This window comes from Streptomyces sp. NPDC033845, from assembly GCF_055576225.1.
Genome location: NZ_JBVIRI010000001.1, coordinates 646,501 through 670,531 on the forward strand (window position 1 = coordinate 646,501; position 24,031 = coordinate 670,531).

Annotated in this window: 20 protein-coding genes, 3 tRNA genes and 2 pseudogenes; 12 read left to right on the plus strand and 13 right to left on the minus strand. The window is 71.4% G+C overall.

Annotation, left to right across the window (positions count from 1 at the left end; translation table 11 throughout):
* Nucleotides 1–86: 86 nt before the first annotated feature.
* On the plus strand, nt 87–1,712 hold the full coding sequence (locus ACZ50K_RS03005) for a sensor histidine kinase (RefSeq protein WP_468896740.1): 1,626 nt from the start codon (nt 87–89) through the stop codon (nt 1,710–1,712).
* Between the two features lie 59 nt (nt 1,713–1,771).
* Here the strand turns inward: ACZ50K_RS03005 and ACZ50K_RS03010 are convergent, their stop codons facing one another.
* Nucleotides 1,772–2,227, minus strand: coding sequence for an Lrp/AsnC family transcriptional regulator (locus ACZ50K_RS03010; protein ID WP_468896742.1), 456 nt, complete (start codon nt 2,225–2,227; stop codon nt 1,772–1,774).
* Between the two features lie 70 nt (nt 2,228–2,297).
* Between ACZ50K_RS03010 and ACZ50K_RS03015 the strand changes: the two genes are divergently transcribed.
* Nucleotides 2,298–3,002 carry a LysE family transporter gene (locus ACZ50K_RS03015; RefSeq protein ID WP_468896744.1) on the plus strand — a complete coding sequence of 235 codons (705 nt, stop codon included), beginning with the start codon at nt 2,298–2,300 and terminating at the stop codon, nt 3,000–3,002.
* Between the two features lie 147 nt (nt 3,003–3,149).
* Entirely contained in the window at nt 3,150–4,538 is a 1,389-nt protein-coding gene (locus tag ACZ50K_RS03020) for a carboxyl transferase domain-containing protein (RefSeq protein ID WP_468896746.1), read from the plus strand.
* 36 nt (nt 4,539–4,574) lie between these two features.
* Here the strand turns inward: ACZ50K_RS03020 and ACZ50K_RS03025 are convergent, their stop codons facing one another.
* From ACZ50K_RS03025 to ACZ50K_RS03035, 3 genes are all read right to left on the minus strand, one after another.
* Nucleotides 4,575–4,706, minus strand: a complete 132-nt coding sequence (locus tag ACZ50K_RS03025; protein ID WP_468896747.1) for a hypothetical protein — start codon at nt 4,704–4,706, stop codon at nt 4,575–4,577.
* A complete protein-coding gene (locus ACZ50K_RS03030; protein ID WP_468897199.1) occupies nt 4,697–5,131 on the minus strand; it encodes an esterase-like activity of phytase family protein in 435 nt (144 codons plus the stop codon). The genes ACZ50K_RS03025 and ACZ50K_RS03030 overlap by 10 nt, the downstream gene beginning before the upstream one ends.
* Nucleotides 5,132–5,193: 62 nt before the next feature.
* The gene (locus tag ACZ50K_RS03035; protein WP_468896748.1) at nt 5,194–6,465 is read right to left on the minus strand and encodes an MFS transporter; all 1,272 of its coding nucleotides are present in this window, start codon (nt 6,463–6,465) and stop codon (nt 5,194–5,196) included.
* A 227-nt stretch (nt 6,466–6,692) separates the two neighbouring features.
* Between ACZ50K_RS03035 and ACZ50K_RS03040 the strand changes: the two genes are divergently transcribed.
* From ACZ50K_RS03040 to ACZ50K_RS03050, 3 genes are all read left to right on the plus strand, one after another.
* Nucleotides 6,693–7,883, plus strand: coding sequence for a carboxylate-amine ligase (locus tag ACZ50K_RS03040; RefSeq protein WP_468896750.1), 1,191 nt, complete (start codon nt 6,693–6,695; stop codon nt 7,881–7,883).
* Between the two features lie 165 nt (nt 7,884–8,048).
* Complete coding sequence (locus ACZ50K_RS03045) at nt 8,049–9,482, plus strand: PIN-like domain-containing protein (RefSeq protein ID WP_468896752.1); 1,434 nt, start codon at nt 8,049–8,051, stop codon at nt 9,480–9,482.
* A 40-nt stretch (nt 9,483–9,522) separates the two neighbouring features.
* On the plus strand, nt 9,523–10,110 hold the full coding sequence (locus tag ACZ50K_RS03050) for a hypothetical protein (protein WP_468896754.1): 588 nt from the start codon (nt 9,523–9,525) through the stop codon (nt 10,108–10,110).
* Nucleotides 10,111–10,147: 37 nt separating this feature from the next.
* Here the strand turns inward: ACZ50K_RS03050 and ACZ50K_RS03055 are convergent, their stop codons facing one another.
* Together ACZ50K_RS03055 and ACZ50K_RS03060 are read right to left on the minus strand one after the other, a co-directional pair.
* Nucleotides 10,148–11,503, minus strand: coding sequence for a DNA cytosine methyltransferase (locus ACZ50K_RS03055; RefSeq protein WP_468896756.1), 1,356 nt, complete (start codon nt 11,501–11,503; stop codon nt 10,148–10,150).
* 233 nt (nt 11,504–11,736) lie between these two features.
* Nucleotides 11,737–12,426, minus strand: coding sequence for a hypothetical protein (locus tag ACZ50K_RS03060; protein ID WP_468896757.1), 690 nt, complete (start codon nt 12,424–12,426; stop codon nt 11,737–11,739).
* 122 nt (nt 12,427–12,548) lie between these two features.
* Between ACZ50K_RS03060 and ACZ50K_RS03065 the strand changes: the two genes are divergently transcribed.
* The 3 genes from ACZ50K_RS03065 to ACZ50K_RS03075 are packed head-to-tail and all read left to right on the plus strand — an operon-like array spanning nt 12,549 to nt 16,634.
* On the plus strand, nt 12,549–13,961 hold the full coding sequence (locus tag ACZ50K_RS03065; protein ID WP_468896759.1) for a transcriptional regulator: 1,413 nt from the start codon (nt 12,549–12,551) through the stop codon (nt 13,959–13,961).
* Nucleotides 13,961–15,793 carry a DEAD/DEAH box helicase gene (locus tag ACZ50K_RS03070; RefSeq protein WP_468896761.1) on the plus strand — a complete coding sequence of 611 codons (1,833 nt, stop codon included), beginning with the start codon at nt 13,961–13,963 and terminating at the stop codon, nt 15,791–15,793. Before ACZ50K_RS03065 ends, ACZ50K_RS03070 begins: the two co-directional genes overlap by 1 nt.
* Nucleotides 15,777–16,634, plus strand: coding sequence for a hypothetical protein (locus tag ACZ50K_RS03075; RefSeq protein ID WP_468896763.1), 858 nt, complete (start codon nt 15,777–15,779; stop codon nt 16,632–16,634). Before ACZ50K_RS03070 ends, ACZ50K_RS03075 begins: the two co-directional genes overlap by 17 nt.
* A 58-nt stretch (nt 16,635–16,692) precedes the next feature.
* Here ACZ50K_RS03075 and ACZ50K_RS03080 read toward each other — a convergent pair whose 3' ends face one another.
* Nucleotides 16,693–18,702 (minus strand): GmrSD restriction endonuclease domain-containing protein, encoded by a 2,010-nt coding sequence (locus ACZ50K_RS03080; protein ID WP_468896765.1) that lies wholly within the window; start codon nt 18,700–18,702, stop codon nt 16,693–16,695.
* A 167-nt stretch (nt 18,703–18,869) separates the two neighbouring features.
* Here ACZ50K_RS03080 and ACZ50K_RS03085 point away from each other — a divergent pair.
* Nucleotides 18,870–19,728, plus strand: a pseudogene (locus ACZ50K_RS03085) (IS5 family transposase).
* Nucleotides 19,729–19,861: 133 nt separating this feature from the next.
* Here ACZ50K_RS03085 and ACZ50K_RS03090 read toward each other — a convergent pair.
* The 6 genes and pseudogenes from ACZ50K_RS03090 to ACZ50K_RS03115 form a co-directional block, all read right to left on the minus strand.
* Entirely contained in the window at nt 19,862–20,608 is a 747-nt protein-coding gene (locus tag ACZ50K_RS03090; protein WP_468896767.1) for an IS701 family transposase, read from the minus strand.
* Nucleotides 20,491–20,865: pseudogene (locus ACZ50K_RS03095) on the minus strand (transposase); the annotation flags it as partial. The pseudogene ACZ50K_RS03095 and the gene ACZ50K_RS03090, both read right to left, overlap by 118 nt.
* Nucleotides 20,866–20,915: 50 nt before the next feature.
* Nucleotides 20,916–21,407: a very short patch repair endonuclease gene (locus ACZ50K_RS03100; RefSeq protein WP_468896769.1), complete on the minus strand. Its 492-nt coding sequence runs from the start codon at nt 21,405–21,407 to the stop codon at nt 20,916–20,918.
* Nucleotides 21,408–21,583: 176 nt separating this feature from the next.
* Nucleotides 21,584–21,657, minus strand: a tRNA-Ile gene (locus tag ACZ50K_RS03105).
* Nucleotides 21,658–21,870: 213 nt separating this feature from the next.
* Nucleotides 21,871–21,943: transfer RNA gene (locus tag ACZ50K_RS03110), tRNA-Asn, on the minus strand.
* A 5-nt stretch (nt 21,944–21,948) separates the two neighbouring features.
* Nucleotides 21,949–22,021: transfer RNA gene (locus ACZ50K_RS03115), tRNA-Asn, on the minus strand.
* 147 nt (nt 22,022–22,168) lie between these two features.
* On the opposite strand from ACZ50K_RS03115, the gene ACZ50K_RS03120 reads away from it, so the two are divergent.
* Together ACZ50K_RS03120 and ACZ50K_RS03125 are read left to right on the plus strand one after the other, a co-directional pair.
* Nucleotides 22,169–22,468 carry a YtxH domain-containing protein gene (locus tag ACZ50K_RS03120; protein ID WP_468896771.1) on the plus strand — a complete coding sequence of 100 codons (300 nt, stop codon included), beginning with the start codon at nt 22,169–22,171 and terminating at the stop codon, nt 22,466–22,468.
* 39 nt (nt 22,469–22,507) lie between these two features.
* Entirely contained in the window at nt 22,508–24,025 is a 1,518-nt protein-coding gene (locus ACZ50K_RS03125; RefSeq protein ID WP_468896773.1) for an FGGY family carbohydrate kinase, read from the plus strand.
* Nucleotides 24,026–24,031 lie beyond the last annotated feature (6 nt).

Sequence of the window (24,031 nt, forward strand, 5' to 3'; positions counted from 1 at the left end):
CGGAGGCCGACAGGCCGGACAGACCGGACAGACCGGACAGGGCACCGGATGACCCGGACCACCGACCGACCGAACGGCCCGACGGTATGAATGACGCACCACCGCCGCCCGGCGGCCCCGCGGACCCGCCGCCCCGGCTCCCGGTGCTGCTGGAAGCCGTCCTGAGTGTCGGCTCGGAGCTCGGACTGCACTCCACCCTCCAGCACGTGGTGGAGTCCGCGGCCGAACTCTGCGGAGCCCGGTACGGGGCGCTCGGGGTCCTCGACCCCGAGCGCGGCCGGATCGCCGAACTGTTCACCACCGGGCTCGACGAGGCCGGCCGGGCCCGGATCGCCCGCCTCCCGGACGGCCGCTCCGGGCTGCTCGGCACCCTCATCCACGATCCGCGCCCGCTGAAGGTCGAGCGGATCCCCGAGGACCCGCGGTCGGCCGGGTTCCCGCCCGGACACCCCTCCATGGAGTCCTTCCTCGGGGTCCCGATCCGGGTGCACACCGAGGTCTTCGGCAACCTCTACCTCACCGACAAGCTCACCGGCGCCCCCTTCACCGACCAGGACCTGGCCCTGCTGCGGGTCCTCGCCTCCCAGGCGGGCACGGCCATCGGCAACGCCCGGCTGTACGAGACCGCCCGCCGCCGGGAGCGCTGGATCGAGGGCGCGGCCGCCGTCACCACCACCCTGCTGGCGGGCCGGCCGGCCGCGGACGCGCTGCGGTGCGTGGCCGAACGGGCCAGACTGCTGGCCGACGCGGCCGCCGGGGTGGTGCTCCAGCCCACCCCGGAGGGCGGCATGGAGATCGTGGCCGCCTCCACCGACGGCGATCCCGGCGATCTGGTCGGCACCGCCATCGCCCCCGGCAGCGCCGTCCTGGAACAGCTCCTCGGCGGCGAACCGGTCTTCGTCGAGGACTCCGCCACCGACCCACGGATGACCACCCGGGTCCGCGAGCGGTTCGGCCCCAGCATGATGCTGCCGCTGCAGAGCGGCGGGCAGCTGATCGGCACCCTGGCCCTCCCCCGGCACCGCGACGGCCGCCCCTACGACGCGGTGGACCGGCTGCTGGCCTCCCAGTTCGCCTCCCAGGCCGCGCTGGCGCTCGTCCTGGCCGACGCCCAGCACGACCGCGAACAGCTCGCCGTCTACGAGGACCGCGACCGGATCGCCCGCGATCTGCACGACCTGGTGGTCCAGCGGCTCTTCGCCACCGAGATGATGCTGGAGAGCACCCGGCGCCGCTCCTCGGCGGCCCCCGCCGGGGACACCGTGGGCGAGGAACTCGCCCGGGCCGTGGACGAGCTGGACTCCACCATCCAGGAGGTCCGGACGGCCATCTTCGCCCTCCAGCAGCCGCCCACCGACGCCCCGACCACCTTCCGCGGCCGGGTCCTGCGGGAGACCGGCGGGGCCGGGGTCCTCCTCGGCTTCCAGCCGTCCGTGCACTTCACCGGCGCGGTGGACGCGCTGGTCGCGGACCCGGTCGCGGCCGACCTGCTGGCCGTGCTGCGGGGTGCCCTGGCGGCCGCGCACCGCAGGCCCGGGGTCGGCTCGGTGAACGTGTCGGTGGACGCCGACCCGGACTCCGTCCGGCTCACCGTCACCGACGACGGCCACACCGAATCCGGCACCCGGGGCACCACCCTGGCCTGGCGGTCCGCCCTGGAAGGGGCTCCGGCCGCCACCCGGGAACCGGCGGGCAGCGGACCGGGGGTCTAGTCCGTCTCTTCCGGATCTTGCCGGGCCCGCGCCGCCCGGCAAGATCCGGAAGAGACGGACTAGCCAGGGGTGGGCGCGGGTCCGCCCGGACGGTTCGCGGCGCGCAGCGCGATCCGGGTGCTGGACTGGGCGACCCCGGCCTCCGCCTTCAGCCGCCGCAGCAGAGTGTCCAGGGCGGCCGGATCCGCGGCCCTGGCCCGCACCAGATAGTCGTACGCCCCGGTGACGTGCACCGCCTCGGTGATCCCCGGCAGCCGGGTGATGGCCTGCTCGAAGGCGTCGTTCGTGGTGTCCTGGCGCAGCGTGAGGTCGATGAAGACCACCAGCCCGCCCCGGGTGTCGGCGGCCGGGTCGACCAGCGTGGTGAACCCGCGGATCACCCCGTCCCGGCGCATCCGGCGCACCCGGTCGGCCGCCGCATTGGCGCTGAGGCCCACCCGGACCCCGAGATCACGGTACGAGATCCGCGCATCCTGCTGGAGGATGCCGAGAATCTCCCTGTCCAGTGCGTCCATACCGCGATTCTCGCAGTCCGGCCCGGTAATGGCCCGCGCGTTTCCCGGCCCCGGGCGCAGGCTGCCCGCCATGACCGACCTGACTGAGCTCACCGGACTGACCGAGCTGGCCGCGCTGGCGGCTCCCGGCGCGTGGATGGGGCCGTCGCTGGCCGGCGCGGCCGCCGGGCTGGGCGTGGCGATGCCGATGGGCGCCATGAGCGTCCTGCTGCTGCAGGAGGCGATCCGGTCACGGCGGGCGGCCATGGCCGGAGCCACCGGCATCGCGGTGGTGGACTTCGCGTACGCCGGGCTGGCCGTGGCCGTGGGCCCCTGGGTGGCCTCCCATGTGGCCCCGGTGGAGGCCTGGGTCCGGCTGGCGGCCGCCGTCGTCCTCCTCACCATCGCCACCCGCGGCCTCCTCGACTCCCGAACGGCCGCGCCGGCCGCGCCGGCCTCCCCGGCGGACGTCGGGCCCGCGTCCGGCTCCTCCTCGGCGGGCCGGACCTTCTGGCGGTACGTCGCCCTGACCGCCGTGAACCCCACCACCGCCCTCTACTTCGCCGCGCTCACCACCGCCCAGGGCGCCCGGCTGGACGGCCCCGCCGCCGCCGGGGCCTTCGCGGCCGGGGTGCTCCTCGCCTCCCTGCTCTGGCAGCACTCCCTCGCCGCCCTGGGCTCCTTCGCCGGCGCCCGCATCTCCCCCACCGTCCGCACCTGGACCTTCCGCCTCGGCCACGGCCTGATCGCCGCCTACGCCCTGAAGATCGCCACACCCCTGCCCGGCCTCGGCTAGCCCGCACCGACCGCCGGGTCGGACCCGGGCCCCCGGTCGCGGCCGATGGCCCGGGCCTGCCGGTACGGCCCGGGTGGCCGGGGCCCGGGCCCCGGCCCGGGTGGCCGGTCCAGTCTTGATCCACCGGTCACCCCCTAGGCTGGGCCCGTGACCGAGACCGTGACCCGCCTGTCCGCCCGCGCGGCCCTCGAATCCGTGGCCGATCCGGGAAGTTTCGACGAACTGCCCTCCCCCACAAGGAAGTCCGACCCGGACGGCCCCATCGGCTGGGCCGGGTACGGCGGTTCGGTGGAGCGTGCGCGGGAGCGTACCGGCGAGCAGGAGTCCGTGGTCGTGGGGACCGCCCGGGTCGGCGGACGCCAAACCGTGCTGGTCTCCTTCGAGTTCGGCTTCCTCGGCGGCTCGCTGGGGCAGCGCACCGGCGACCGGCTGGAGGCCGCCTACGGGCACGCCCGGGACCACCGGTTGCCCCTGGTCTCGCTGATCGCCACCGGCGGCTCCCGAATGCAGGAGGGCATGCTCGCGCTGACCCAACTCCAGCGGGTGGCACGCCAGTCGGTCCTCACCCGGGCGGCCGGCCTGGCACAGATCGCGGTGCTCCGCGACCCCACCACCGGGGGCGGCTGGGCCACCCTCGGCGCGGGCGCGGACGTGGTGCTCGCCCTGCCCGGCGCCCAGGTGGGCTTCGCCGGGTCCCGGGTCCGGCCGGCCGACGCCGACCCGGCCGCGTACACCGCCGAGGGCCAGTACGCGGCCGGGCACGTGGACGCCGTGGTCCCCCCGGCGGAGCTCCGCGCCACCGTCGGCGGCTGGCTGGCCCTGCTGGCCGCCCCGGGCCCCGCCGGACCCTCCGGGATACCGGCCGCCGAACCGCCCGCCGCGCTGGGCCGGTCCGGCGAGGACCCGGCACCGGCCACCGGCTGGGAGGCCGTGCTGCGCGCCCGCCATCCGGACCGGCCGCGCGCCCGCGCCTATCTGGACGCCTACTTCGAGTCCCGGCTGCCGCTCTCCGGGGACCGCGCCGGCGGCACCGACCCCGGCATCCTCTGCGGCTTCGGCCTGCGGAAGGGCCGCCCGGTCGCGTACGCCGCCCAGTGCGGCACCGCCACCCGCCCGGCCGGCTACCGGACCGCCGCCCGGCTGGTCCGGCTCGCCGACCGGCTCGGTGTCCCGGTCCTCACCCTGGTCGACACCCCGGGCGCGGCCAACGACGCGGCCGCCGAGCACGCCGGGGCCGGGGCGGCCATCGCCGACGCCTTCGCCGCGCTGGCCGCGGCCACCGTCCCGGTCACCACCCTGCTGATCGGGGAGGGCGGCTCCGGCGGGGCCCTCGCGCTGGCCGCACCGGGCAACACCTGGGTCACCCCGGACAGCTACTTCTCGGTGATCGCCCCCGAACTGGCCGCGGCCATCCTCAAGCGGCCCGCCGACCAGGCCCCGGCCACCGCCGGCCAGCTGCGGCTGCGCCCCCAGGACCTGGTGGACCTGGGGGTGGCCCGGGGCATCGTCACCGCGGACGGCGAGCCGCCCGCCTGACCGGTCCCGTTCCCGGGGACGGTGCGGCGGGCGCGGTCAGTGCCGGGTACGGGCCGGCAGCCGCACCTCGGCGGTGCAGAGGCGGGTGGTCTGCTGCGGCAGTTCGTTGTCGTCGCTGGGCAGCAGCAGCCGCACCCGGCGGTCGCCCTCGCAGCCGGTCACCACCATGGCCTCGGCGTTGTCGACCAGCGGATGATTCTGCGGCAGCTTCGAGGGGGCGCCCAGCGTCGGGCAGGTGCCGAAGTCGCCCAGCAGGGTCTTGCGGGCGGTCCGCAGCCGGGGGCCCCGGCGAGCCGCTCCACGTTCCGGGTGTCGGTGGCGCGCAGCGGGTCGGCCAGGTACAGCCGGACGGTGATGGCGAACTCCCGGGTGAAGCCGCGCTCCAGGACGATCAGCCGGCCGTCCCGGGTGGGTGCCAGCTCGACCAGGCCGTGCCCGGGGTCCACCGCGTAGGCGTACTGCCGGCCGAGCGCGAACCGGCCGTCGCGCTGCCGCTCCAGGTCTGGACCCGCTGGAGGGTGCGGCCCCCGGAGTCCGTGCCGTCCCCGGCGAGGGGTCCCTCGCCCCCGGCCGCCCTGGGAGAAGGGCGTGATCGACGGACTTCCGAACTGTCATATGGTGATTCGAAATCGTTCACATCAGGACGCCGGCCGCCCTACGCCTGCGGGTGCCGCGCGTCGTAGCGGGCGAAGTTCCGCCAGCGGGCGGCCAGCAGGACCAGGACCACGACGCAGGCCAGCCCGCCGCCGGTGACGGCCGCGCCCGGGGAGGTGAGGTCGGCGGCCGTACCGGCCAGGAAGTCGCCCAGCCGGGGCCCGCCGGCGACCACCACGATGAACACGCCCTGGAGCCGGCCGCGCATGTCGTCGGGGGTGGCGGCCTGGAGCATGGTGGTCCGGAACACCATCGAGATGGTGTCCATCCAGCCCGCCAGCGCCAGGAAGAACAGCCCCAGCCACAGGTTCCGGGTGAGTCCGAACACGGCGACGGCCAGCCCCCAGGCGCCCACCGACAGCAGGATCGCCAGCCCGTGCCGGCGGATCCGGCCCTGCCAGCCGGAGAACACCCCGCCCAGCAGGGCGCCGACGGCGGTGGCCGCCCCCAGCAGGCCGACGGTGAACGCGTCCCCGCCGTACCAGAGCACGGCGATGGCCGGGAACAGCGCCTTGGGCTGGGCCAGCACCATCGCGCTCAGATCGGTGAAGAAGGTCATCCGGACGTTCGGGCGGGTGGCGAGGAACCGCAGCCCGTCCAGCACCGAGGCCCGGCCCCGCTTGCCGTCCGCCCGTTCCGGCCGCATCGCGGGCAGCCGCCACATCGCGTAGAAGGCCGCGGTGAAGGCGACCGCGTCGATCAGATAGGCGGCCTGGTACCCCCACAGGCCCACGACCAGCCCGCCCAGCATCGGACCGGCCAGGAAGCCGAAGGTGGTGGTCATCGACTGGAGGGCGTTGGCGGCGGGCAGCTGCTCGGGCGGCACCAGGCGCGGGATCATCGCCGACCGGGCGGGCGAGCTGATCGCCCCGCACACCGCCTGGAGGGCGACCACCGTGTAGAGCAGCCAGACCCGGTGGTAGTCGAGCAGCGCGGCGGCGGCCAGCGCCACCGAGAGGACCCCGAGCCCGCCGGAGCTGACCAGACCCAGTTTGCGGCGGTCCACCGAGTCGGCGATCGCGCCGCCGTAGAGGCCGAAGGCCACCAGGGGGACCAGGGAGAACAGTCCGACCAGGCCCACCGAGAAGCTGGATCCCGTGATGTCGTACACCTGGAGCTGGACCGCCAGCACGGTCATCGCCGCACCCGTCCAGGAGATGGTGTTGCCCACCCACACGCGCCGGTAGTGGGGCGAGGTGCGCAGCGGGGTCAGGTCGGCGAATATTCGCCGGCGGGGCGGGGCGGGCCGGGTTTCGGAGGGCGTACGGGTCACAGGGGATGCTAACCGGCGCCCCCTCCCGGCCCCCTCGGGTTTTTCTCGCGGGCCCCCGGTCCGGGCCCCTCACCGGCACCAGTCACCCCAGCCGGCTCCTGGGCCGCAGAGGTGACCGTTCCGTACCGGTAACCCGCCATTTTCCCCGGACATTTGACCGAATCGCCGGGGTCTGGACCGCAGGCCTCCGCCCATGATGAAACGACTCGTATGTCCAGGGAGGCGTAGTGATCGAACCTGGCAAAGGAACCACGAGCAAGACGCTCCACCGGGAGCTCCACGGAAGGCTCCCCGGGGAGGACCCCGCCGGACGCACCGGACCGGTCCCCCTCACCCTCGGGGTCGAGGAGGAGTTCCTCCTCGTCGACGAACGCACCCTCCGGGTGGTCCCGGCCGCCCCGCAGGTCCTCGCCACCGCGGGCCTCGACCCGCACCGGCTGCACCCCGAGGGCACCCGGTACCAGGTGGAGATCTCCACCCCGGTGGCCGATTCGGCCGCCGCCCTCCGCGCGGAGCTCGGCGCGCTGCGCCGCTCGCTCGCGAAGGCCGCCCGTACGCACGGCTGCCGGCTGCTCGCCAGCCCGTCTCCCGTGATGGCCCTGGAGGGGCCGCTGCACCTGACCGACGACGAACCCCGGCAGCGGGAGCAGCACCGCCGGTTCGGCGCGCTCACCGACACCCTGGTGGGCTGCGGCCGGCACATCCACGTCGGCACCCTCGACACGGACACCGCCGTGGCCGTGGCCAACCGGGTCCGGCCGTGGCTGCCGACGCTGATCGCGCTGGCCGCCAACTCGCCCTTCTGGCAGGGCCGTGACACCGGCCACGCCAGCTGGCGCGCCATGGCCTGGTCGAGCTGGCCCTCGGCGGGCCTCCCCCCGCACTTCACCTCCACGGCCCACTACCGGCGCACGGTGGCGACCCTCCTCGGCAGCGGGGCGGCGCTCGACACCAAGATGGTCTACTGGGACCTCCGGCCCTCCGGGAACTGGCCCACCCTCGAAATCCGGGCCCCCGACATGTCCCCGGACCTGGACACCGCCGTGCTGCAGGCCGAGCTGGCCCGCGCGCTGGTGGCCACCGCACTCCGCGAGATCGCCGAGTTCCGGCCCGCCCCCCAACCCCGGGACGAGCTGCTGCGACTGGCCCGCTGGCGGGCCGCCCGCGACGGCCTGGAGGGCTTCGGCCTGGACCCCTACACGGGGGCCGAGCTGCCGGCCGCCGAACTCGCGGAGACCCTGCTGGAGCACCTCGCCCCGGAACTCTCCGCGGCCGGCGACCTGGACCACGCGGCGGCCACCCTCACCGCCCTGCTCCGCGACGGCTCGGGCGCCCACCTCCAGCGCACCGCCTTCGCCCGCCGGGGCGACCTGAAGGACGTCCTGCACCACCTGGCCGACACCACCGAGTCCTTCTGACCCGGCCCGCTCCCCGGTTCCCGTACGCCCGAGAAAACACGGAGCCGCAGGCGCGATCCGTTCCGCACCTGCGGCTTCCCTGTGTGTTCGAACTCATTTCCGTCCCTACCGGGCTCATGGCAGCATGATCTCCGAGCCATGGCCGGACGAACCGCAGGAGAGCACGTGGACCACAGCGAACCTCTGCTGCTCCAGCGATTCCGATCCTGGCTGCAGTCGGCTCCATCGGCCGAGGACGCTGCCCGGGAGAGGTTCTTCACGGACGGGCTCATCGTCCTCGACACGAACATCCTGCTCAGCCTGTACGAGTACACGGAGTCCGCACGCGAGGATGTGCTCACGGCGCTGGAGTCCGTGTCAGAACGGCTCTGGATGCCGCACCAGGTGGGCCTGGAGTTCGTACGCGGACGACGGAGCACGCTGAAGTCCCGCAAGACGGCCCTCATCGGCGCGGCCAAAGAAGTCAACCAGCACCTGATGCAGGCCGTGAAGTCGGTCATCGCGGCCCGCAACACCGTGAGCAGGCAGATCACGAAGTACGGCGCGTCACCAGAGGCAGCAGCGGAGCTGACGCAGCTCATCAGCGAACCGGGAGTCAAAGGGCAGCTGGAGGAGTACCAGGCCGTCCTGAAGGAGCGTCTCGACACCCTGAAGTCCCAGCACGGCCTGCCGGCCGACCTCTCCGAGGACAAGGACCCCGTCCTCCTGCGCGTGGCCCGCATGTACGGCGACCGCATCGGGACCCCGCCCGATGACGCACTGCTTCGCGCACGCGTCGAGGAAGCCGTCAACTTCCGCTTCCCGAATGAGATCCCTCCGGGCTACCGGGACATAGGCAAGGACACCCCGATGAAGGCCGCGGCGGACTTCCTCCTGTGGGAGGAGCTCGTTGAGCACGCGAAGGACCTGCCTGCCGACTCCCGCCGCATCCTCTTCGTCTCCAATGACACCAAGGAGGACTGGTACGAGACCGGGCGGGCACCGGGCGGCACCCAGCGCCCGTGGCCGAGGCTCTTCGACGAAGTACGGGCCCGGGCGGGCGCCGAGCTCCGTATTGAGACGCCCCCGCTCTTCTTCGGCGGGATCAAGCAGTTCCTCCACACCGGCTTGAACGCGACCACATACGAGGAGATCGAGCGGATCTCCACCGTCCAGGAGGAGCTGCTGGAGGAAGAGGGCGGAGTAGTGCGCCTCCACAACGCCGCGCACATCGCGCCTCCTCCGGGACTCGCCGCCAGCGCGTCCCGCTCGGTCGGCCTCACCACGGCCGGGGCGCGGTCGGCGCTGGAATCTTCAGCACCGGCCTTCCGGGTGTTCCAGTGGTGGCTGATCGGCGTCACCGAGCAGCTGGGTCGGCGCACTCCTTCAGCGGGCGAGCGCGGAGTGGACATCGCGGCCGCTTCACGGAGTGCCGAGGCCCCGCCGGGAGCCTGGGAATCGGCAACCGTGTTCCGGCACGGCGACTGGGTCTACCGCGAGTCGTCGTGGATCGCGTCATGGTTCGTCCGGCTGCTGAAGGACCTGCCCCAGGCCGACCACGCCGTCCTGCGGAGCCTCGCCGCACAGCAGGCCGAGGCGAACAGGAACGAACTCGGCTGACCTCCGGGGCTGCCGCACCGGATCCACACGAAGAGGAGCCATGAGGAACCAGGAAGCGCACGCAGACTGGCAGCGCCGCAAGCCCAACACCCAGTTCGCAGTGGGGCAGCTGGCCAGCCTGCTCAGTGAGGGCACGGAGTCAGCAGACGCAATCTTCGGCGCCTACCTGGCCGCGAAGCGGGACCTGGCCCGCTCCATGCAGGAGCTCCTCCGATCGACCCTGCCTCCGTCCCGGCAGGCCTTCCACGAGATGCGCGAGCAGGTCCGCCGAGCCCTGTTGGAGCGGTTCGGCGGACGCGTACCCGAGAAGTACCTGTCCGTCCCCTACGACAGCACCGCGAACCAAGACCTCTACGGGCTTCTCCACGCACACCTGGGCACACCCGTCGAGACGGCCGTCCTTCGTGCGATCAACGCGGACGACATCCACACGGAGCGGCGCATCCGCGAGCTCCGCGAGCTCGGCCTGCGCATCGACGCCGTGAAGCACGAGGGCGTCGGCCACTACAGGCTGGCTTCCCTCGACCTCGACCTTGCCCAGCTGCACTCGCTCGTCGTCAAAGCGATCAAGAAGTCCTCCCTGTCCGAAACCGAGCAGGAGGAACTGGTAGCCGCACTCCGGGCGTGATCCCGCAACCCCGGCAGGGCCGCCGGATCACCGAGGATCAGCTGATTTTGGATCGGTGCTGGTTGAAGAGATCATGGCGCTGGTGGTCGTCCTGGCCCACGAACGCCTTGAACTCACCCAGCCGGTAGGCGGCCGCCCCGTTCGAGCGGGTCACCGCCTCCACTTCGAAGTCGTGCTTCAGATGGTTGAGGTGCCTCTCGACCCCGGGCTGGTCCATCACCGTCCCCGCCGACTCGAGCTTGGCGATGATCTGGTCGACCGACAGCGCCCGCGGACTGCTGCGCAGCACCTTGTAGACGGGGTCGGCAACGACGTCCCCCGCCTCGACGAGGTCGCGGCGCGGGGAGTTCTTGTCCAGGGCGTTCTTGATCGAGACCCCGAGCGCCTTCGCCACCGGAGGCGGGAAGGCATTGCCGATCTGACGGTACACGCTGGTCTTCCGACCGTGGAACCTCCAGCGGAAGTCCTCGTCCTCCCCGCCGTTGCGGGCACTGTCAGCGTCGTGCCAGCCCTGGATCCGGGCGACCATGGCAGTGGTGAGCTTCGGACCGGGTGCCTCTACGGCCGGGGGCAGCGCGGGCGACGGAGGTCCGTCCGCGACGCCCATGGCGTCCACGCCCAGAGCAGCCCAAGCACGCTTGGCGCGTGTGGGGCCGAGGTCGGCGCCGCCATGCTTCTTGGAGCCGCCCACGATCGTGGGCGCGATGTCCTTCGCCTGCTTGACCCAGCTGTCGACCCCGTCCCAGCCCTTCTCCCCCATGAGGTCCTTGAGCAGTTCGCCGACTGTCGGTGCGCTGCCCGGCTTCCGCTCCGGCCAGTGGAAGTACGGGGCGAACTCCTCCTGCAGCGCCACAAGCACGAAGCGCGGACGCAGCTGCGACACACCGAAGTCGTCCGCGTTGAGGAGCTGCCACTCCGCGATGTACCCGTAGCCCTTCAGGCGGTCGAGCACATGCTGGCGGTAGCCGGCGAAGCGGTTGGCACTGAGCCCTTTGACATTCTCGAGAAGGAGGGCCTTGGGCCGCATCTCACCGCAGAGCTCGATGGCCCAGGCGAAGAGGTCCCGCTCATCGCTGCTGCCCAGTTGCTTGCCCGCGATGCTGAACGGAGGGCAGGGCACACCGCCGGCGAGGAGGTCGATGCCGATGTGGTCGCCGGGGTTGAAGGTCTCCGGGTCCGCGACGTCGCCGACCTTGACCGAAGCCGCAGCCTCCTCCTCGGAGTAGCCGAGGAACTCGACCAGATTGCAGCGAAGCGTCTCGGCCGCATGGTGGTCGAGTTCTACAGCAAGGCGGTGGCGGAACCCGGCGCGCTCCAGGCCCAGCGACTGGCCGCCCGCGCCCGCGCAGATCTCAACGACCTCTAGCGGCTCTCCGGACCCGACAGCCGACATAGCGATCTCCCTCCAGGCACGCCAGACCTTCCAGCGCTGAGCAGGCGGGGCCGACGGGCCCGCCGTGGTGGCACACTCGTATCCGGCCGCACAGGCATCGCTGTACCACCCTGTGTGTACAGGACCGCACGACGGCGTCCACCTCTGCGGAACCGGACAAGAACCGAAGTCTACGGGGCGGGAGTGACACCAGCGCCGTCACGCTCCGCAGCGCGGTCCACCAGCATACGAGGTCAGGGCTCCAGGGCGCCCCGGACCTCGTCCCTCGCATCGGCGGGGAGGCGCCGGTAGGCGTTCCAGGCCCGCTCCAGCGGCGTCGAGCCCCTGCGCCCCCGCTCTACCCAGCGCACCAGCCGCCGCTGATCGGCCGCTTCCAGGGCCCTGATCTCCGCTGCGACCTCGTCTGCGCGTGCGACCGGGCCGCCGCCTCCGGCGCGGCACCGCTTGCACTCGGTGACGAGGAGCACCTCCTCGCGTCCGTCGAGAAGGACCGTGGGGCGGCGGGTGACCGACAGCACTGCCGTCTGGTTCGAGTCGTCGAGATAAGGCTCTGCGCCCCCGATCCCGCACACCGTGCACATATAGCCGTCACGCGCCAGCACAGCCTGCAGCTCCTTGGCCGTGACCGCCTTCTGCGGGGCAGCCGCCCGCCGTGCCGCCCGGTCCCACACGGGCACGCCCGCCTCCACGAACCGCTGGTCCTCAGCCAGCAGAGCGGCATCTTCGGTATTGGTGTGGATGACCCACTTGTAGGTCCGGAGGTCCCGGATCCGGCGATCGGCCTGCGCCACTCCGGGGAACGCTTCGCGGAGCTGCTCCTTGGTGAAGGTATTGCCCTCGCCGACTACCTGCACCAGCCACAGCGCGCCCCTGATCATGGTCCCGCCCTTGAGGTCCGGGTCGTCCCAGCTGGGGAGTGCCACCTCTGCTCCATTCGTCAGGTCCTGTGGTGTCCGGGACTGGATGATCGCAGTTCGGTTGTCGGTGATTGCTGACATTATTCCTGACGAGCGAGTGCGACTGGTATAGGGGAGAGGTTCTGGATATGGCTGCGAAGTTCGGTGTTCCGCCCGAAGGCGAGCGGATCCGCTCCATCGTCGAGGATCGGCTCAAGCAGGCCATGGCGGAAAACGGCGCCAAGGTGACGGTGGAATGGCGCGGCGAGCAGAAGCACTTGAGTGTCATCTCCATGCCGGTGGACCTGCTCTACTTGAACCCGGACACCCACCGCATCCGCGCCCAGCGGGACCTGGAACCCGACAAGAACCTCGTGCTCCAGGACCAGCCCTGGAGCGAGGTAGCCCAGTCCTACCTCGCTCTGCTCCTCAGCCGCAGCCCGTCCAACCCGACCCAGGTCGACCCGGACTTCACCGCGCTGATGGACGAGTTGGACGACTTCGGGCAGAAGGAACCCGGCATCATCAGCCCCGACGGCATCCTCGTCGACGGGAACACCCGCTGTGCCGCCCTCCGCAAGCTCGGCACCAAGGACATCCGCGTGGGCGTCCTTCCCGCGGACACCTCGCGGGGCGACATCAACAGCGTCGAGCTGGCGCTCCAACTGCGGCGCGACAAGCGGCGCGAGTACTCCTACATCAACCGGCTCATCGCGATCGAGGAGGAGCTGACCAACGGGCGCCGCCCGGAGGACGTGGCCCGGGACTTCAACATCAAGACCCCGACGCTGCACCAGGACCGCTGGGTCTACCAGCTGGTCAGCAGCGCCATCGAGCGCAGCAAGGACCCGGACAGCGGCACCGGCCTCCGCCTGGTGGACTTCGAGGAGCAGCAGGAGAAGCTCCGCGAACTGCAGCGCGACTACAGCAAGCTCGCGAAGACGGACACGGATGCGGCCGAGCAGTTGAAGGAGACCCGGCTGGCGATGGTCGTGCTGAACTACCCCAAGACCTCGGTACGCCTGGCAGAGGCGGACTTCCACACCCGCTACCTCGACGAGCGGCTGCCGGAAGACCTGCGCCCGGCCGCACAGGCGTCCGCCCCCGTCTCCATCCCGGGCCTGCCGGGGGTCTCGGTCCCGGACGCCACCGCCACCGTGAAGACGACCCGGGCGCTCACCGACGACCTGCTGCGGGCCAAGGCGGCATCCCTCGCCGTCAGCAAGCTCACCCCGGCCGAGGTGGCGCGGGCAGCAGCGAAGATCAAGTCGGCCCGCGGTACGTTCGACGTCGCCGTGAAGCTGGCCGGCCAGGACGCCTCCCTCCAGAAGCGGAAGATCGCGGTACCGGACCGCCTGACCGACGCGGCGGACTACGTGAACCAGTGCGCGGCCGAGTTCGCCGAGGCGAAGTCGAAGCGTGCCCTCGACGAAGATGCCTTCGACGACGCCCTAATCGCCCTCCGCAGGAGCCTCGCACGGCTGGCCAGGCAGGCCAGCCGTACGTTCAGCTCGCCCGGTGACGGCGTTGAATGGCTGCTCAACGCCACCCGGGAGGGCTGATGGCAGCGCCTCCGGAGGCCCCGAGCCTCCAGATCGGCTTCGGCGACAGCGTGACACAGGCCCGGATGCAGGCCGGCAGCGGCCTGGAGGGCGAGCTCCGCCGCCTCGCCCTGCGCTTCAGCACCAGTGTGCAGCGCACACCTGGGAGCGTCGACGTGGACATCGACGACCTGCTGACGAACCTCGTGGCCCTGACGACATGGCCTGCGCCATCGAGTGTGTCCTGGGACAGCCAGCTCGCAGCCCTCGCGACCGACTCTGCAGTGGACGCCCAGACCGTGGCCGAGCGGCTGGACCCCGCGTCACCGGGTGCCCGCGAAGTCCGCGAGGAGGACATCGACGGGCTGCTGGGTACCGACTGGACCGCACCCCTCACCCCCTTCCAGCGCCGCGACCTCGCCAAACTCCTCTCACTACGCCACGGCGCCAACTTCTCCGTGCCGGGAGCGGGCAAGACCCGCGTCGGGCTCGCCGTATTCCAGGCACTGCGCCTCACCAAGGGCATCGAGCGCCTGCTGATCGTCGGCCCGAAGTCCTGCTACGAGGCCTGGCACGAGGAGAACGCCCAGTGCCTCGGCGAGCCGCTGCGCATGGAGGTCCTGTCTCGGGACGTCGACCCGGCCGCCGAGGTGCTCATCGTCAACTACGAGCGCCTCAGCCCGTCCGTCGACGCGCTCGGCCGGTGGCTGACGGACCGGCCGTCGATGATCCTCCTCGATGAGGCGCACCGGATGAAGCTCGGTGCTGAAGGGACGTACGGGGCCGCCTGCCTCGCCCTCGGGCCCCGGGCCCGCCACCGGCTGGTCCTGACCGGCACCCCGGCTCCGAACGGCGTCAAGGACATCGAGAACCTCTTCGGGTTCGTCTGGCCCGGGCACGGGCGGCAGAAGGTGACGCATGCCGTGGCAGGCGGGGACCTCGCCAAGGCAAGCAAGGTCTTGCGGCCGCTGTTCACCCGAACCACCAAGGGCGAGCTCGGGCTGCCTCCCGTTCGGACCACCGTTCGGACCCTGCCACTGCCTCCGCTCCACCAGGAGGTGTACGAGGCCCTGATCGGCCGGTTCTCGGCCAGGGCTTCCGGTGCTGAGGACGACTTCCAGGCACTCGGCAAGATCATCGTCTACATGCTCATGGCGGCCACCAGCCCGGCTCTGCTCGCGGTCGGCACCACCCGACACGAACCGCTCGCCTACCGGGTCCCCCCGCTGGCCGTCCCCGAAGGCAGCCCCCTCTTCGACCTGATGCGCGACCTGCCCAGCTACGAGATGTCGCCGAAGTACCGGGAGGTACTGGCCATCGTCGCGCAGAACGCCGCCGAAGGCCGCAAGACCCTGGTGTGGTCCACGTTCATCCGCAGTCTGAACACACTGGACAGGATCCTCAGGGAGTTCCGCCCGGCCATGGTGCATGGAGGGACCGAGGACCGCCAAGCGGAGCTCGAGCGCTTCCGCAGTGATCCGGCCTGCATGGTGCTGCTGTCCAACCCCGCCACCCTCGGCGAGGGGATCAGCCTGCACCACAACTGCCACGACGCCGTCTACGTCGACCGCGACTTCGCGGCCGGGCGCTTCCTCCAGAGCCTCGACCGGATCCACCGCCTCGGGCTCGGGCCGGGGACGGAGACCCGTGTCACCGTGCTGGCCTCCGAGGGGACCATCGACGAGGTGGTCGACCAGCGCCTGGGAGACAAGCTGCTCTTCATGGGGCGGATCCTGGACGACTCCGCGGTGCAGGAGCTCGCCGACCTCGACGAGGAGCCCTCCGTCGGCGGCGGCTTGGACCAACAGGACCTCCAGGCTCTGATGGGCCACCTCCATGCCCAGCCTTCCTAGCCCGGTCCTTCGCGCCGCCGTGTGGTGGCTTGAGCGGCTTCCGGCCTCAAGCCCCGCGCGGTGCCGGGCCCTGTTCGCGAACCACGACGACTTCAGCGAGCTCACTCCCACCCAGTTCGAAGCCGCGTACTCGTGGCTCACGGAGAATGGGCTGCTCGAGGACCTGCACAGCAGCACCCCTGCGGGCGAGCGCGTCTTCCGTGCCGCGCTCACCTCCAGCGGTGCCGCCTGGCTGCCGGATGCCGATGTCCTCGTGAGGGGGCCGGACGAGCTCCCGGAGGACGCCCTCCGGGCCGCGGAGGCCCTGGGCATCCCCGCCCACGCCGCGTTCGAGCAAGTCGGCGCGGTCTGGGGCAAGGTGGACATGGACGCGCGGAACCGGATCGGAAACGCCGGCGAGCTAGCCCTCGTCGCCCTCCTGGAAAGCGCCACCGGTGCCCGGATCGACCACGTGGCCGGGTACACCGACAGTTTCGGCTACGACATAGCCGTGCGCTCCCGGCAGCACCCCCTGCACATCGAAGCGAAGAGCACCGCCCGCCGCGGAAGGGTTGCCGTCTACCTGTCCCGGCACGAGTACAGGACGATGTGCGGCGATCCGGCATGGCAGCTCGTAGTCGTCCAGCTCACCGCCGACCTCGGGACGGTCGCGGCGGTCGCCTCCGTCCCGGCCGAGTGGATCAGAAGGCAGGTGCCTCAAGACAGCGGTGCCTTCGGGCAGTGGGAGACCTGCCGACTCGACATTCCACCCGATTTCCTCGACCCGGGCATCCCTCGGCTCGCCCCCCTGCTCGTTCCCGGGGCCCCCGGGCTCCTCCGGCCGCCCCCGCCGGGCGGCTGAGGGCGGGAGCACCTGCCACCCGGCGTACGCTTCCGACCCGTTGAGCGGGTACGACCGGCTAAGCCGTCTGGATACTGACGTCCGCGAGCAGGAACTCATCGGTCTCGTCGGCCCATGCCGGCGACTGACCCTCCGGGCAGTCAGCCGCAGGCAGAGCGTCTGTGAAGGCGTCCTTCAACGCGGCCCGCCACTGCTGCACTGTCCCTCGGAGCCGGAAGGGGCCGACCAGCAGGGTCGCCCCGTCTTCGTCGACCTTCAACGGCGACGCCTCGCCGGCCACGGTCACGTCACCGTCGAGTCCGCTGTCAGCGGCGTCGAGCGCGCCGTCGAGTTCGGCAGTGTCGATCCGCCCGGCCCAGTGCCGTGCGCCGACCTGCGCCTCAGCCAGCAGAAGGGTGCGGCTCCCTGCGGCGAAGCCAGTGAGCACGAGAACACGGTGGGGAGCGTCTGCTGAGAAGCTGCCGCTGCCGACAGGGTCGATGAAGGAGGGCCGGAAGCGCTCCAGGAGCGCGGAGATCCGCTCCGCCAGGAGCGTTCGGCGGGCAGCGAGGAAGTCCCGGAACCCGTCGGCCTCCAGTACGTGCGGCCCTGCGGGGACGGCATGGGCGACGAGGTCCCCTGCTTGGACGTCCTTGATGTACTCGGCCGGAGACCGGTTGCCGATGATGTTCTTCGCCGTCTGCTGCGAGACGAAGGCGATGTTCGCCAGTTCGTTGATCTCAGCGGACGAGTACTTGTTCCGGTGGTTGCGAAGCTGTGCGGCCGGGTGCAGCATGCTGTATTGGAGCTTCTCGCTGCCCTCTCCCGTGATGGAGATCGGCCCCCCGGACCACCAGTCCTCGGCACCAGAATGGGCTGCCGCCAGGTAGGAAAGCATGATGTAGGGGCTTTGGATGTTGCGCCCGGACAGGTCGCGGGCGGTCACCCTGAACCCCTTCTCGTCCAAGCGGAGGTTGGCCAGGAGGGCGCGGACCGGTTCGTGCGAGTCGAGGGCGTTGACGTCCTGGGTCAGGGCGCTGTCGGTCGCTCCCGCATAGCGATTGCTGCCGATCGCGGCCAAGAACCAGTAGAGCAGGCCTTTCTCCACTTCGGGTTCCACCCTCGATCCGGCGGGCAGGCGGCCGTAGAAGACGATCAGCGGGTGCAGAGCCGTGACGGACGAGATGAGCACGGTGTTCGGGAGCAGGAGCTGCTCGCAGAGCAGAGGGACGACGCGCTCCAGGCCGCGACGCACCCGCTCCCAGCCCTCCGCCACCGACCCCGGGCTGGCCGTGGTCAGCCTGGACACGGAGGACGTCCGCTTGCCGGAGATGGACAGGCTCAGCGTGATCGCCTTGATAAGGAAGTTCGCATCGACCGCGCGGTAGCCGCGATCGGCCCAGCGTGCCGACTCGTCCTCCAGTTCACCGAGGAATCCGGGCGTCCGCGCGGAGAGCGTCGCCATCGCCAGGTCGGTAGTCTTCAGCGCGCGGCCGCCGCTGTTGACCCGGACGAAGATCTGGGTGACCTCCTCGTAGCTGAAGCCGTGGAGGACCTCCATGTGGAAGTCGCGCTGCGAGATCGATTCGAGTGCTGCGAGGCGGCGCCCGATCTCGGCGCCGTCGATGGCGAGACCGGCCGACCGGAGCTGCAGCTGGAGCGCGAACGGGTCGGCGCCCGGCCCGATGACGTCATGGACCTTGACCCATTTCGGGCTCTTGAGCGTGGCGTTGCTCTGGTTCTGGAACGCCTCCGTCTCAATGTTGAAGACGATCTGGGCGGTGGGGTGGTCGTTGAACACCCGGTACAGCGAGGTGAGGCGCTGCTGGCCGTCCAAGAGGTATAGCGGCATGACGCTCGGCAGCCCCTGCCCCCGGCCTATCGCAGGTGCGCGGGTCTCGGTCCCCTCGGCCGTCCTCCACAAGAGGAGCGTCCCGGCCGGGTACCCGAGGTACATCGATTCGATGAGCTTCGCGACCTGCGAGGCACGCCAGACGTAGCCCCGCTGGATCTCCGGAAGCATGATCTCCCCGCCAGCAATCTGGCGGATGAGCGTCTTGACATCCCTGTTCGTGCGTTCGACCGCCATGCGTAGGTGCCCCCCACCTTGCTGTTCTGGTTCGGCCGCGCATCGTCCAGTCCGGCGCGACCGCATCTGCGCTGGTCGATACGTTAGACGAAGGGGCGCTGTTGCACTCCGTGCCAGCAGAACCCTCAGATGTACGGCTAGGCCGTTCCTTTCAGATCATCGGATCGTTGGTTGATGTAGTGTCGTTGACTGACGCCCAGTGGGCCCGTGTTGAGCCGTTGCTGCCGGACCGGACACCTGGAGGGGTGGTCGGTGGCGGGATCACCGGCAGGTGATCGACGCGATCGCGTTCAAGTACCGCACCGGCACGCCGTGGATGGACCTTCCCGAGCACTTCGGCTCGTGGAAGGGCGCCCACAACCGGCTGCGGATGTGGGCTGCCGGCGGCACCTGGGAGAAGGTGTTCACCGCCCCCCCCCTCGCCCAGGCCGACGCCGAAGGCGACCTCGACTGGGTCGTCGCGGTCGACTCCACGATCGTGCGGGCACATCAGCACGCTGCCGGGGCCCGTCAAAAGGGGCCCCGGCCAGCGAGCCCGTCGACCATGCCATCGGACGCTCCCGCGGCGGGCTGACCACCAAAATCCACCTCGCCGCCGACAGCCGCTGCCGATCACTCGCGTTCGTCATCAGCCCCGGCCAGGCCGGCGACGCACCGGCGTTCCCGCAGGTCATGGCCCGATTACGAGTACCACGCCGGATCGGCCGCCCAAGGCTCAGGCCAGACGTGGTCCTGGCCGACAAGGCCTACTCGTCCCGGGCAATCCGCCGGCACCTGCGGCGACGTGGGATCCGGGCGGTGATCCCGCAGCCTGCCGACCAGGCGGCCAACCGCAAACGGCTCGGCCGCCTCGGCGGCCGCCCGCCGGCCTTCGACCGTGAGGCCTGCAAGCAGCGAAACACTGTCGAGCGGTGCATCAACAAGCTGAAGCAGTGGCGCGGCCTGGCCACCAGGTACGACGAGACCGCCACCAGCTACCTCGCCGGACTCCACCTCGCCGCCATCTTCATCTGGTCAGCGAGATGATCCGAAGGAAACGGCCTAGTAGTGCTTCGTTAGGTTCTGGTTCTGCTGGTCGGCAGGGTTCGGCCGCAGGTGGTGCAGGTGCCGGCCCAGCACCGAAGCAGGTCCTGGAGGGCATCGAGGACCTGGTAGAGGCTCAGGCCGGCATCCGGACTTTTGGGTCGAGCCGTCGCAGGGTGAGGAAGGCCTGGGCGGCGGTGACGAGGGTGACGTGGTGATGCCAGCCGCGCCAGGTGCGGCCTTCGAAGTGGTCCAGGCCCAGGCCGTGCTTGAGCTCGCGGTAGTCGTGCTCGATCCTCCAGCGCATCTTCGCCCACCGCAGCAGATCAGTGACCGGAGTAGTCGGGGGCAGGTTCGTCATCCAGTAGCCGGTCGGTTCGGCTGCTTCCGCGGGCTGCTCGACGAGCATGGTCCGCAGGGGCAGCAGCCCGTCCCAACGACTGCGTCCGCCAGCCTGCTCCTGAGCCGAGCGGGTGGCCTCCTTCCCCGAGGGCCGTACTTCGATCACGGCGAAGTGCGAGGTCATCGCGCCTTTGCTGCCCTGCCGCCAGGTGACCTCCTCGAACCGGGTGCCGGTCTCGACAAGGCAGGGCAGGGGCCGGGCCGCCTCGCGGTAGCGGGGCAGCGTGGGCGGCCCCAGCCCGCTGTAGACAGGCTGATGAGGCTCAGCCGCCGCGGGCCGAGCGACCTCCTTGGGGTCAACGGCCACGACATAGGACCAGCCGCGTTCCTCCAGAGCGAGCCTGAAGGAGACGCTGCGGCCGTAGCCGGCATCCGCCCCAGTGCTCCGCAGTACTGTCGGGCCACCCCCGCCGACTCGGTGCCGCACTTGGGGAACGACACGTCGTCGACGACCCACACCTCGGGCTGAATCACCTCGCACAGACGCTCGGCGATCCGCTGCCGCACCGGCAGCGGATCCCACGGCTACTGGTTCACGAACTGCTGCAGCGCTTGCATGTTGCCGTCCGGAAGACGATCGGCCATCGGCTGGATCGACTTGCGCCGGCCGTCGAGCATCAATCCCCGCAGATAACACTCGCCCCACCGGCGCTGATCCCGCCGCGGCAAGGACCCAAAGACATCGGCAACGAACTCCGCCAACTCGCCCCGGAGCCGTTCCACCTCTCCCAACCTCATGCGCAGACTGCCCACGAGCAGGCAAGATCACCCGACGTCACGAAGCATTACTAGTCCACTGGGCGGGGAGGAGCCGCCTCCGCACGCCGCGACCTGACGGCGGCGCAGACGGCCGCCGAGCTCTCGTCAGCCGGTTCGTGCTCCCAGAACCGCAGGACCAGCCATCCGGCGTCCGCGAGGCGCGCGTCGGTGTCCCTATCGCGCTGCACGTTCCTCCCGATCTTCTCCCGCCAGTAGTCCGGGTTGGTCTTGGGCGGTACGAAGTGCTCGGGACAGCCGTGCCAGAAGCAGCCGTCGACGAAAACCGCCACGCGGGTGGGACGGAAGAGCAGGTCGGCTGTGCGGCGCATGCCCGGCAACGGCTTGGCCGCGACCCGGTAGCGGAGTCCGGCCGCGTGAACGAGTGAGCGCAGGGCGCGCTCCGGAGTGGTGTCGCGGCTCCGGTTTCCGAGCATGCTGCGCCGGTTCGCGGCCGAGGAGGCCCAGGAGCCGGCCGGCGGGGACCAGGAACCGGCAGACGGGTCCGGGGGGTGCTCGCTCATGGGCCGCGAGTATATGACCGCACCGTCGGCTCCCCCGGCTCGGCCCATAGCAGTCGGCCGGTCGGCCCGACCGCCCCTTTCCAGCGGCCCGGAAACGCGAAGGTGCCCCGGCCCGGACAAGTCGGGCGGGGCACCTCGGGTGCTGGTTGCAACGTTTCTGCTCACCAGGCTTGCGGTGGGGCGGGTGGGACTCGAACCCACGGCCGACGGATTATGAGTCCGCTGCTCTAACCGGCTGAGCTACCGCCCCTCCACGGCGTGGCGCGTACAAGTGTGCGCGCCGTCTGCCGCAGCATAGCCGCTCATACGATCTCCTGCCTCGGGTGTCTCGCATGATCGGCTTCGCCTGCCCAGAGAGACCGCTCCGAGGGCTGCCCGGTTCCCGGGCGGACCGAAAATTTTCGGGCGGGGGGCGGGGCCGGAAACGAGAAGAGGACCCCACAGGGGGTCCTCGTCCGCATCGCTCCCCCGACTGGACTCGAACCAGTAACCTGCCGATTAACAGTCGGCTGCTCTGCCAATTGAGCTACAGGGGATCGCGCTCCCCCGACTGGACTCGAACCAGTAACCTGCCGATTAACAGTCGGCTGCTCTGCCAATTGAGCTACAGGGGATTGCTGCGTTGCACCGAACAGACCCACCTCCGGCCTCGCCGGGGGGCGGTCGCTCGCTGCGAGACATAGATTAGCGCAAGCAGGGGGGTGCTCCGCCAATCGGTATCGACTGCGGGCCGGGCACCGACTCAACGAAGGGTGGCAGGCATGCGGTACAAGGTCACGTTCGTCGTCGGGCTGGGCCTCGGCTACGTCCTCGGGACGCGCGCCGGACGGGAGCGGTACGAGCAGTTGAAGAAGTCCGCGCGGCAGGTCGCGCAGAACCCGGCGGTGCGGAACGCGGCCGAGCAGGCCGGCCAGACCTCCAGGGAGTTCGCCGGGAAGGCCTTCGCCGCGGTGGGCGACAAGGTGGGAGATGTCCTGCCGGAGTCGGTGTCGGGGCGGATCAGGTCGCTGCGCGAGCGGGGGTCGGTCTCCGAGGACGATTGGGGAACCAGCAACACCTGAGACACCTGAGCGGGTGCCGGGTGCGGCAGAATCCTCCGCATGGGGATAGTCGCCGGGCTGGACAGCTCTTCCGCCTTCACTCGCATCGTCGTCTGCGACACGGACACCGGGGCCGTGCTCCGTCAGGGGTACGCGCCCCATCCGGTGCCCGCGGACGACCCCGACGGCCCGGGTCCGTACGAGATCGATCCGCAGGCCTGGCTGCTCTCGCTGGGCGAGGCGGCCGGCGGCGGGCTCCTCGAAGGGGTCCAGGCCATCGGCGTGTCGGCGCAGGGGCACGGGCTGCTGCCGCTGGACGCCCAGGGCGCGCTGGTCCGCCCGGCGCTGGTCGGCAACGACAAGCGGGCGCAGGTGGCCGCGGCCGATCTGGTGGAGCGGTTCGGGGGCCGTGCGGGCTGGGTGGAGGCGGTCGGTTCCGTTCCGCAGTACGCGCAGCCGCTGGCGAAGCTGGCCTGGCTGGCGCGCAGCGAGCCCGAGGCGGCCGCCCGGGTGGCGGTGCTGATGCAGCCGCACGACTGGCTGGTGTGGCAGCTGCTGGGCCGCCCGGCCCGGCGGACCACCGACCGGGGCGGGGCCTCCGGCACCGGCTGGTGGTCGGCGGCCACCGGCTCCTACCGCCCCGATCTGGTCGAGCTGGCGCTCGGCCACCGTGCGGTGCTGCCGGAGGTGCTCGGTCCGGCCGACGCGGCCGGCACCACCCCGGAGGGGCTGCTGATCTCGGCGGGCACCGGCGAGACCATGGCCGCGGCCCTGGGGCTGGGGCTGGGCCCGGGGGACGCGGTGGTGTCGCTGGGCGCCTCCGGTTCGGTGATGGCCGTGCACCACGAGGCGCTGGCGGAGCCGGGCGGGCTGATCACCTCGCTGGCCGACGCGGCCGGCATGCACCTGCCGGTGGTGAACACCTCCAACGCGGTACGGACCCTGCGCGGCACCGCCGAGCTGCTGGGCACCGATCTGGCCGGGCTGAGCGAGCTCGCGCTGAAGTCGACTCCGGGCGCCCACGGCCTCGTACTGCTCCCGTACCTGGAGGGCGAGCGGACCCCGAACCTGCCGCACACCGCCGGCACCCTGTCGGGGCTGCGCCGGGACTCCATGAAGCCCGAGCACCTGGCGCAGGCGGCCTTCGAGGGCATGTTGTGCGGTCTGGTGGACGCGCTGGACGTGCTGCGCGGCCGCGGAGTGGAGATCCGGCGGGTGTTCCTGCTGGGGGCGGCGGCCGAGCTGCCGGCCGTGCAGGCCGCGGCGCCGGGGCTGTTCGGCACCAGGATCGTGGTGCCGGAGCCGGCGGACTACGCGGCGCTGGGCGCGGCCCGGCAGGCGGCCTGGGCGCTGGGTGTGGCGCAGGGCACGCTGGCCCCGCACACCCCGCCGGCCTGGCCGGAGGCGGCGGCCCAGGTGTTCGACCCGGACGAGGAGCTGCTGCCGGCCTGGCAGGCGGTGCGCCAGCAGTACGCGGCCACCAGGGAGTCGGTGCACCCGGGGGCCTTCGGCACCCCGGAGCAGGTCCAGGCCCAGGGCCACGCGCAGGGCCCGGCGCACGGGCACGCGCAGGCCTAGGCAGCG

Bases quoted from the DNA above. Each gene is read 5' to 3' on its own strand.
- ACZ50K_RS03005 (WP_468896740.1), top strand. From the start codon at position 87: ATGAATGACGCACCACCGCCGCCCGGCGGCCCCGCGGACCCGCCGCCC.
- ACZ50K_RS03010 (WP_468896742.1), bottom strand. From the start codon at position 2,227: ATGGACGCACTGGACAGGGAGATTCTCGGCATCCTCCAGCAGGATGCG.
- ACZ50K_RS03015 (WP_468896744.1), top strand. From the start codon at position 2,298: ATGACCGACCTGACTGAGCTCACCGGACTGACCGAGCTGGCCGCGCTG.
- ACZ50K_RS03025 (WP_468896747.1), bottom strand. From the start codon at position 4,706: ATGGTGGTGACCGGCTGCGAGGGCGACCGCCGGGTGCGGCTGCTGCTG.
- ACZ50K_RS03050 (WP_468896754.1), top strand. From the start codon at position 9,523: ATGAGGAACCAGGAAGCGCACGCAGACTGGCAGCGCCGCAAGCCCAAC.
- ACZ50K_RS03055 (WP_468896756.1), bottom strand. From the start codon at position 11,503: ATGTCGGCTGTCGGGTCCGGAGAGCCGCTAGAGGTCGTTGAGATCTGC.
- ACZ50K_RS03065 (WP_468896759.1), top strand. From the start codon at position 12,549: ATGGCTGCGAAGTTCGGTGTTCCGCCCGAAGGCGAGCGGATCCGCTCC.
- ACZ50K_RS03070 (WP_468896761.1), top strand. From the start codon at position 13,961: ATGGCAGCGCCTCCGGAGGCCCCGAGCCTCCAGATCGGCTTCGGCGAC.
- ACZ50K_RS03075 (WP_468896763.1), top strand. From the start codon at position 15,777: ATGCCCAGCCTTCCTAGCCCGGTCCTTCGCGCCGCCGTGTGGTGGCTT.
- ACZ50K_RS03080 (WP_468896765.1), bottom strand. From the start codon at position 18,702: ATGGCGGTCGAACGCACGAACAGGGATGTCAAGACGCTCATCCGCCAG.
- ACZ50K_RS03100 (WP_468896769.1), bottom strand. From the start codon at position 21,407: ATGAGCGAGCACCCCCCGGACCCGTCTGCCGGTTCCTGGTCCCCGCCG.
- ACZ50K_RS03120 (WP_468896771.1), top strand. From the start codon at position 22,169: ATGCGGTACAAGGTCACGTTCGTCGTCGGGCTGGGCCTCGGCTACGTC.
- ACZ50K_RS03125 (WP_468896773.1), top strand. From the start codon at position 22,508: ATGGGGATAGTCGCCGGGCTGGACAGCTCTTCCGCCTTCACTCGCATC.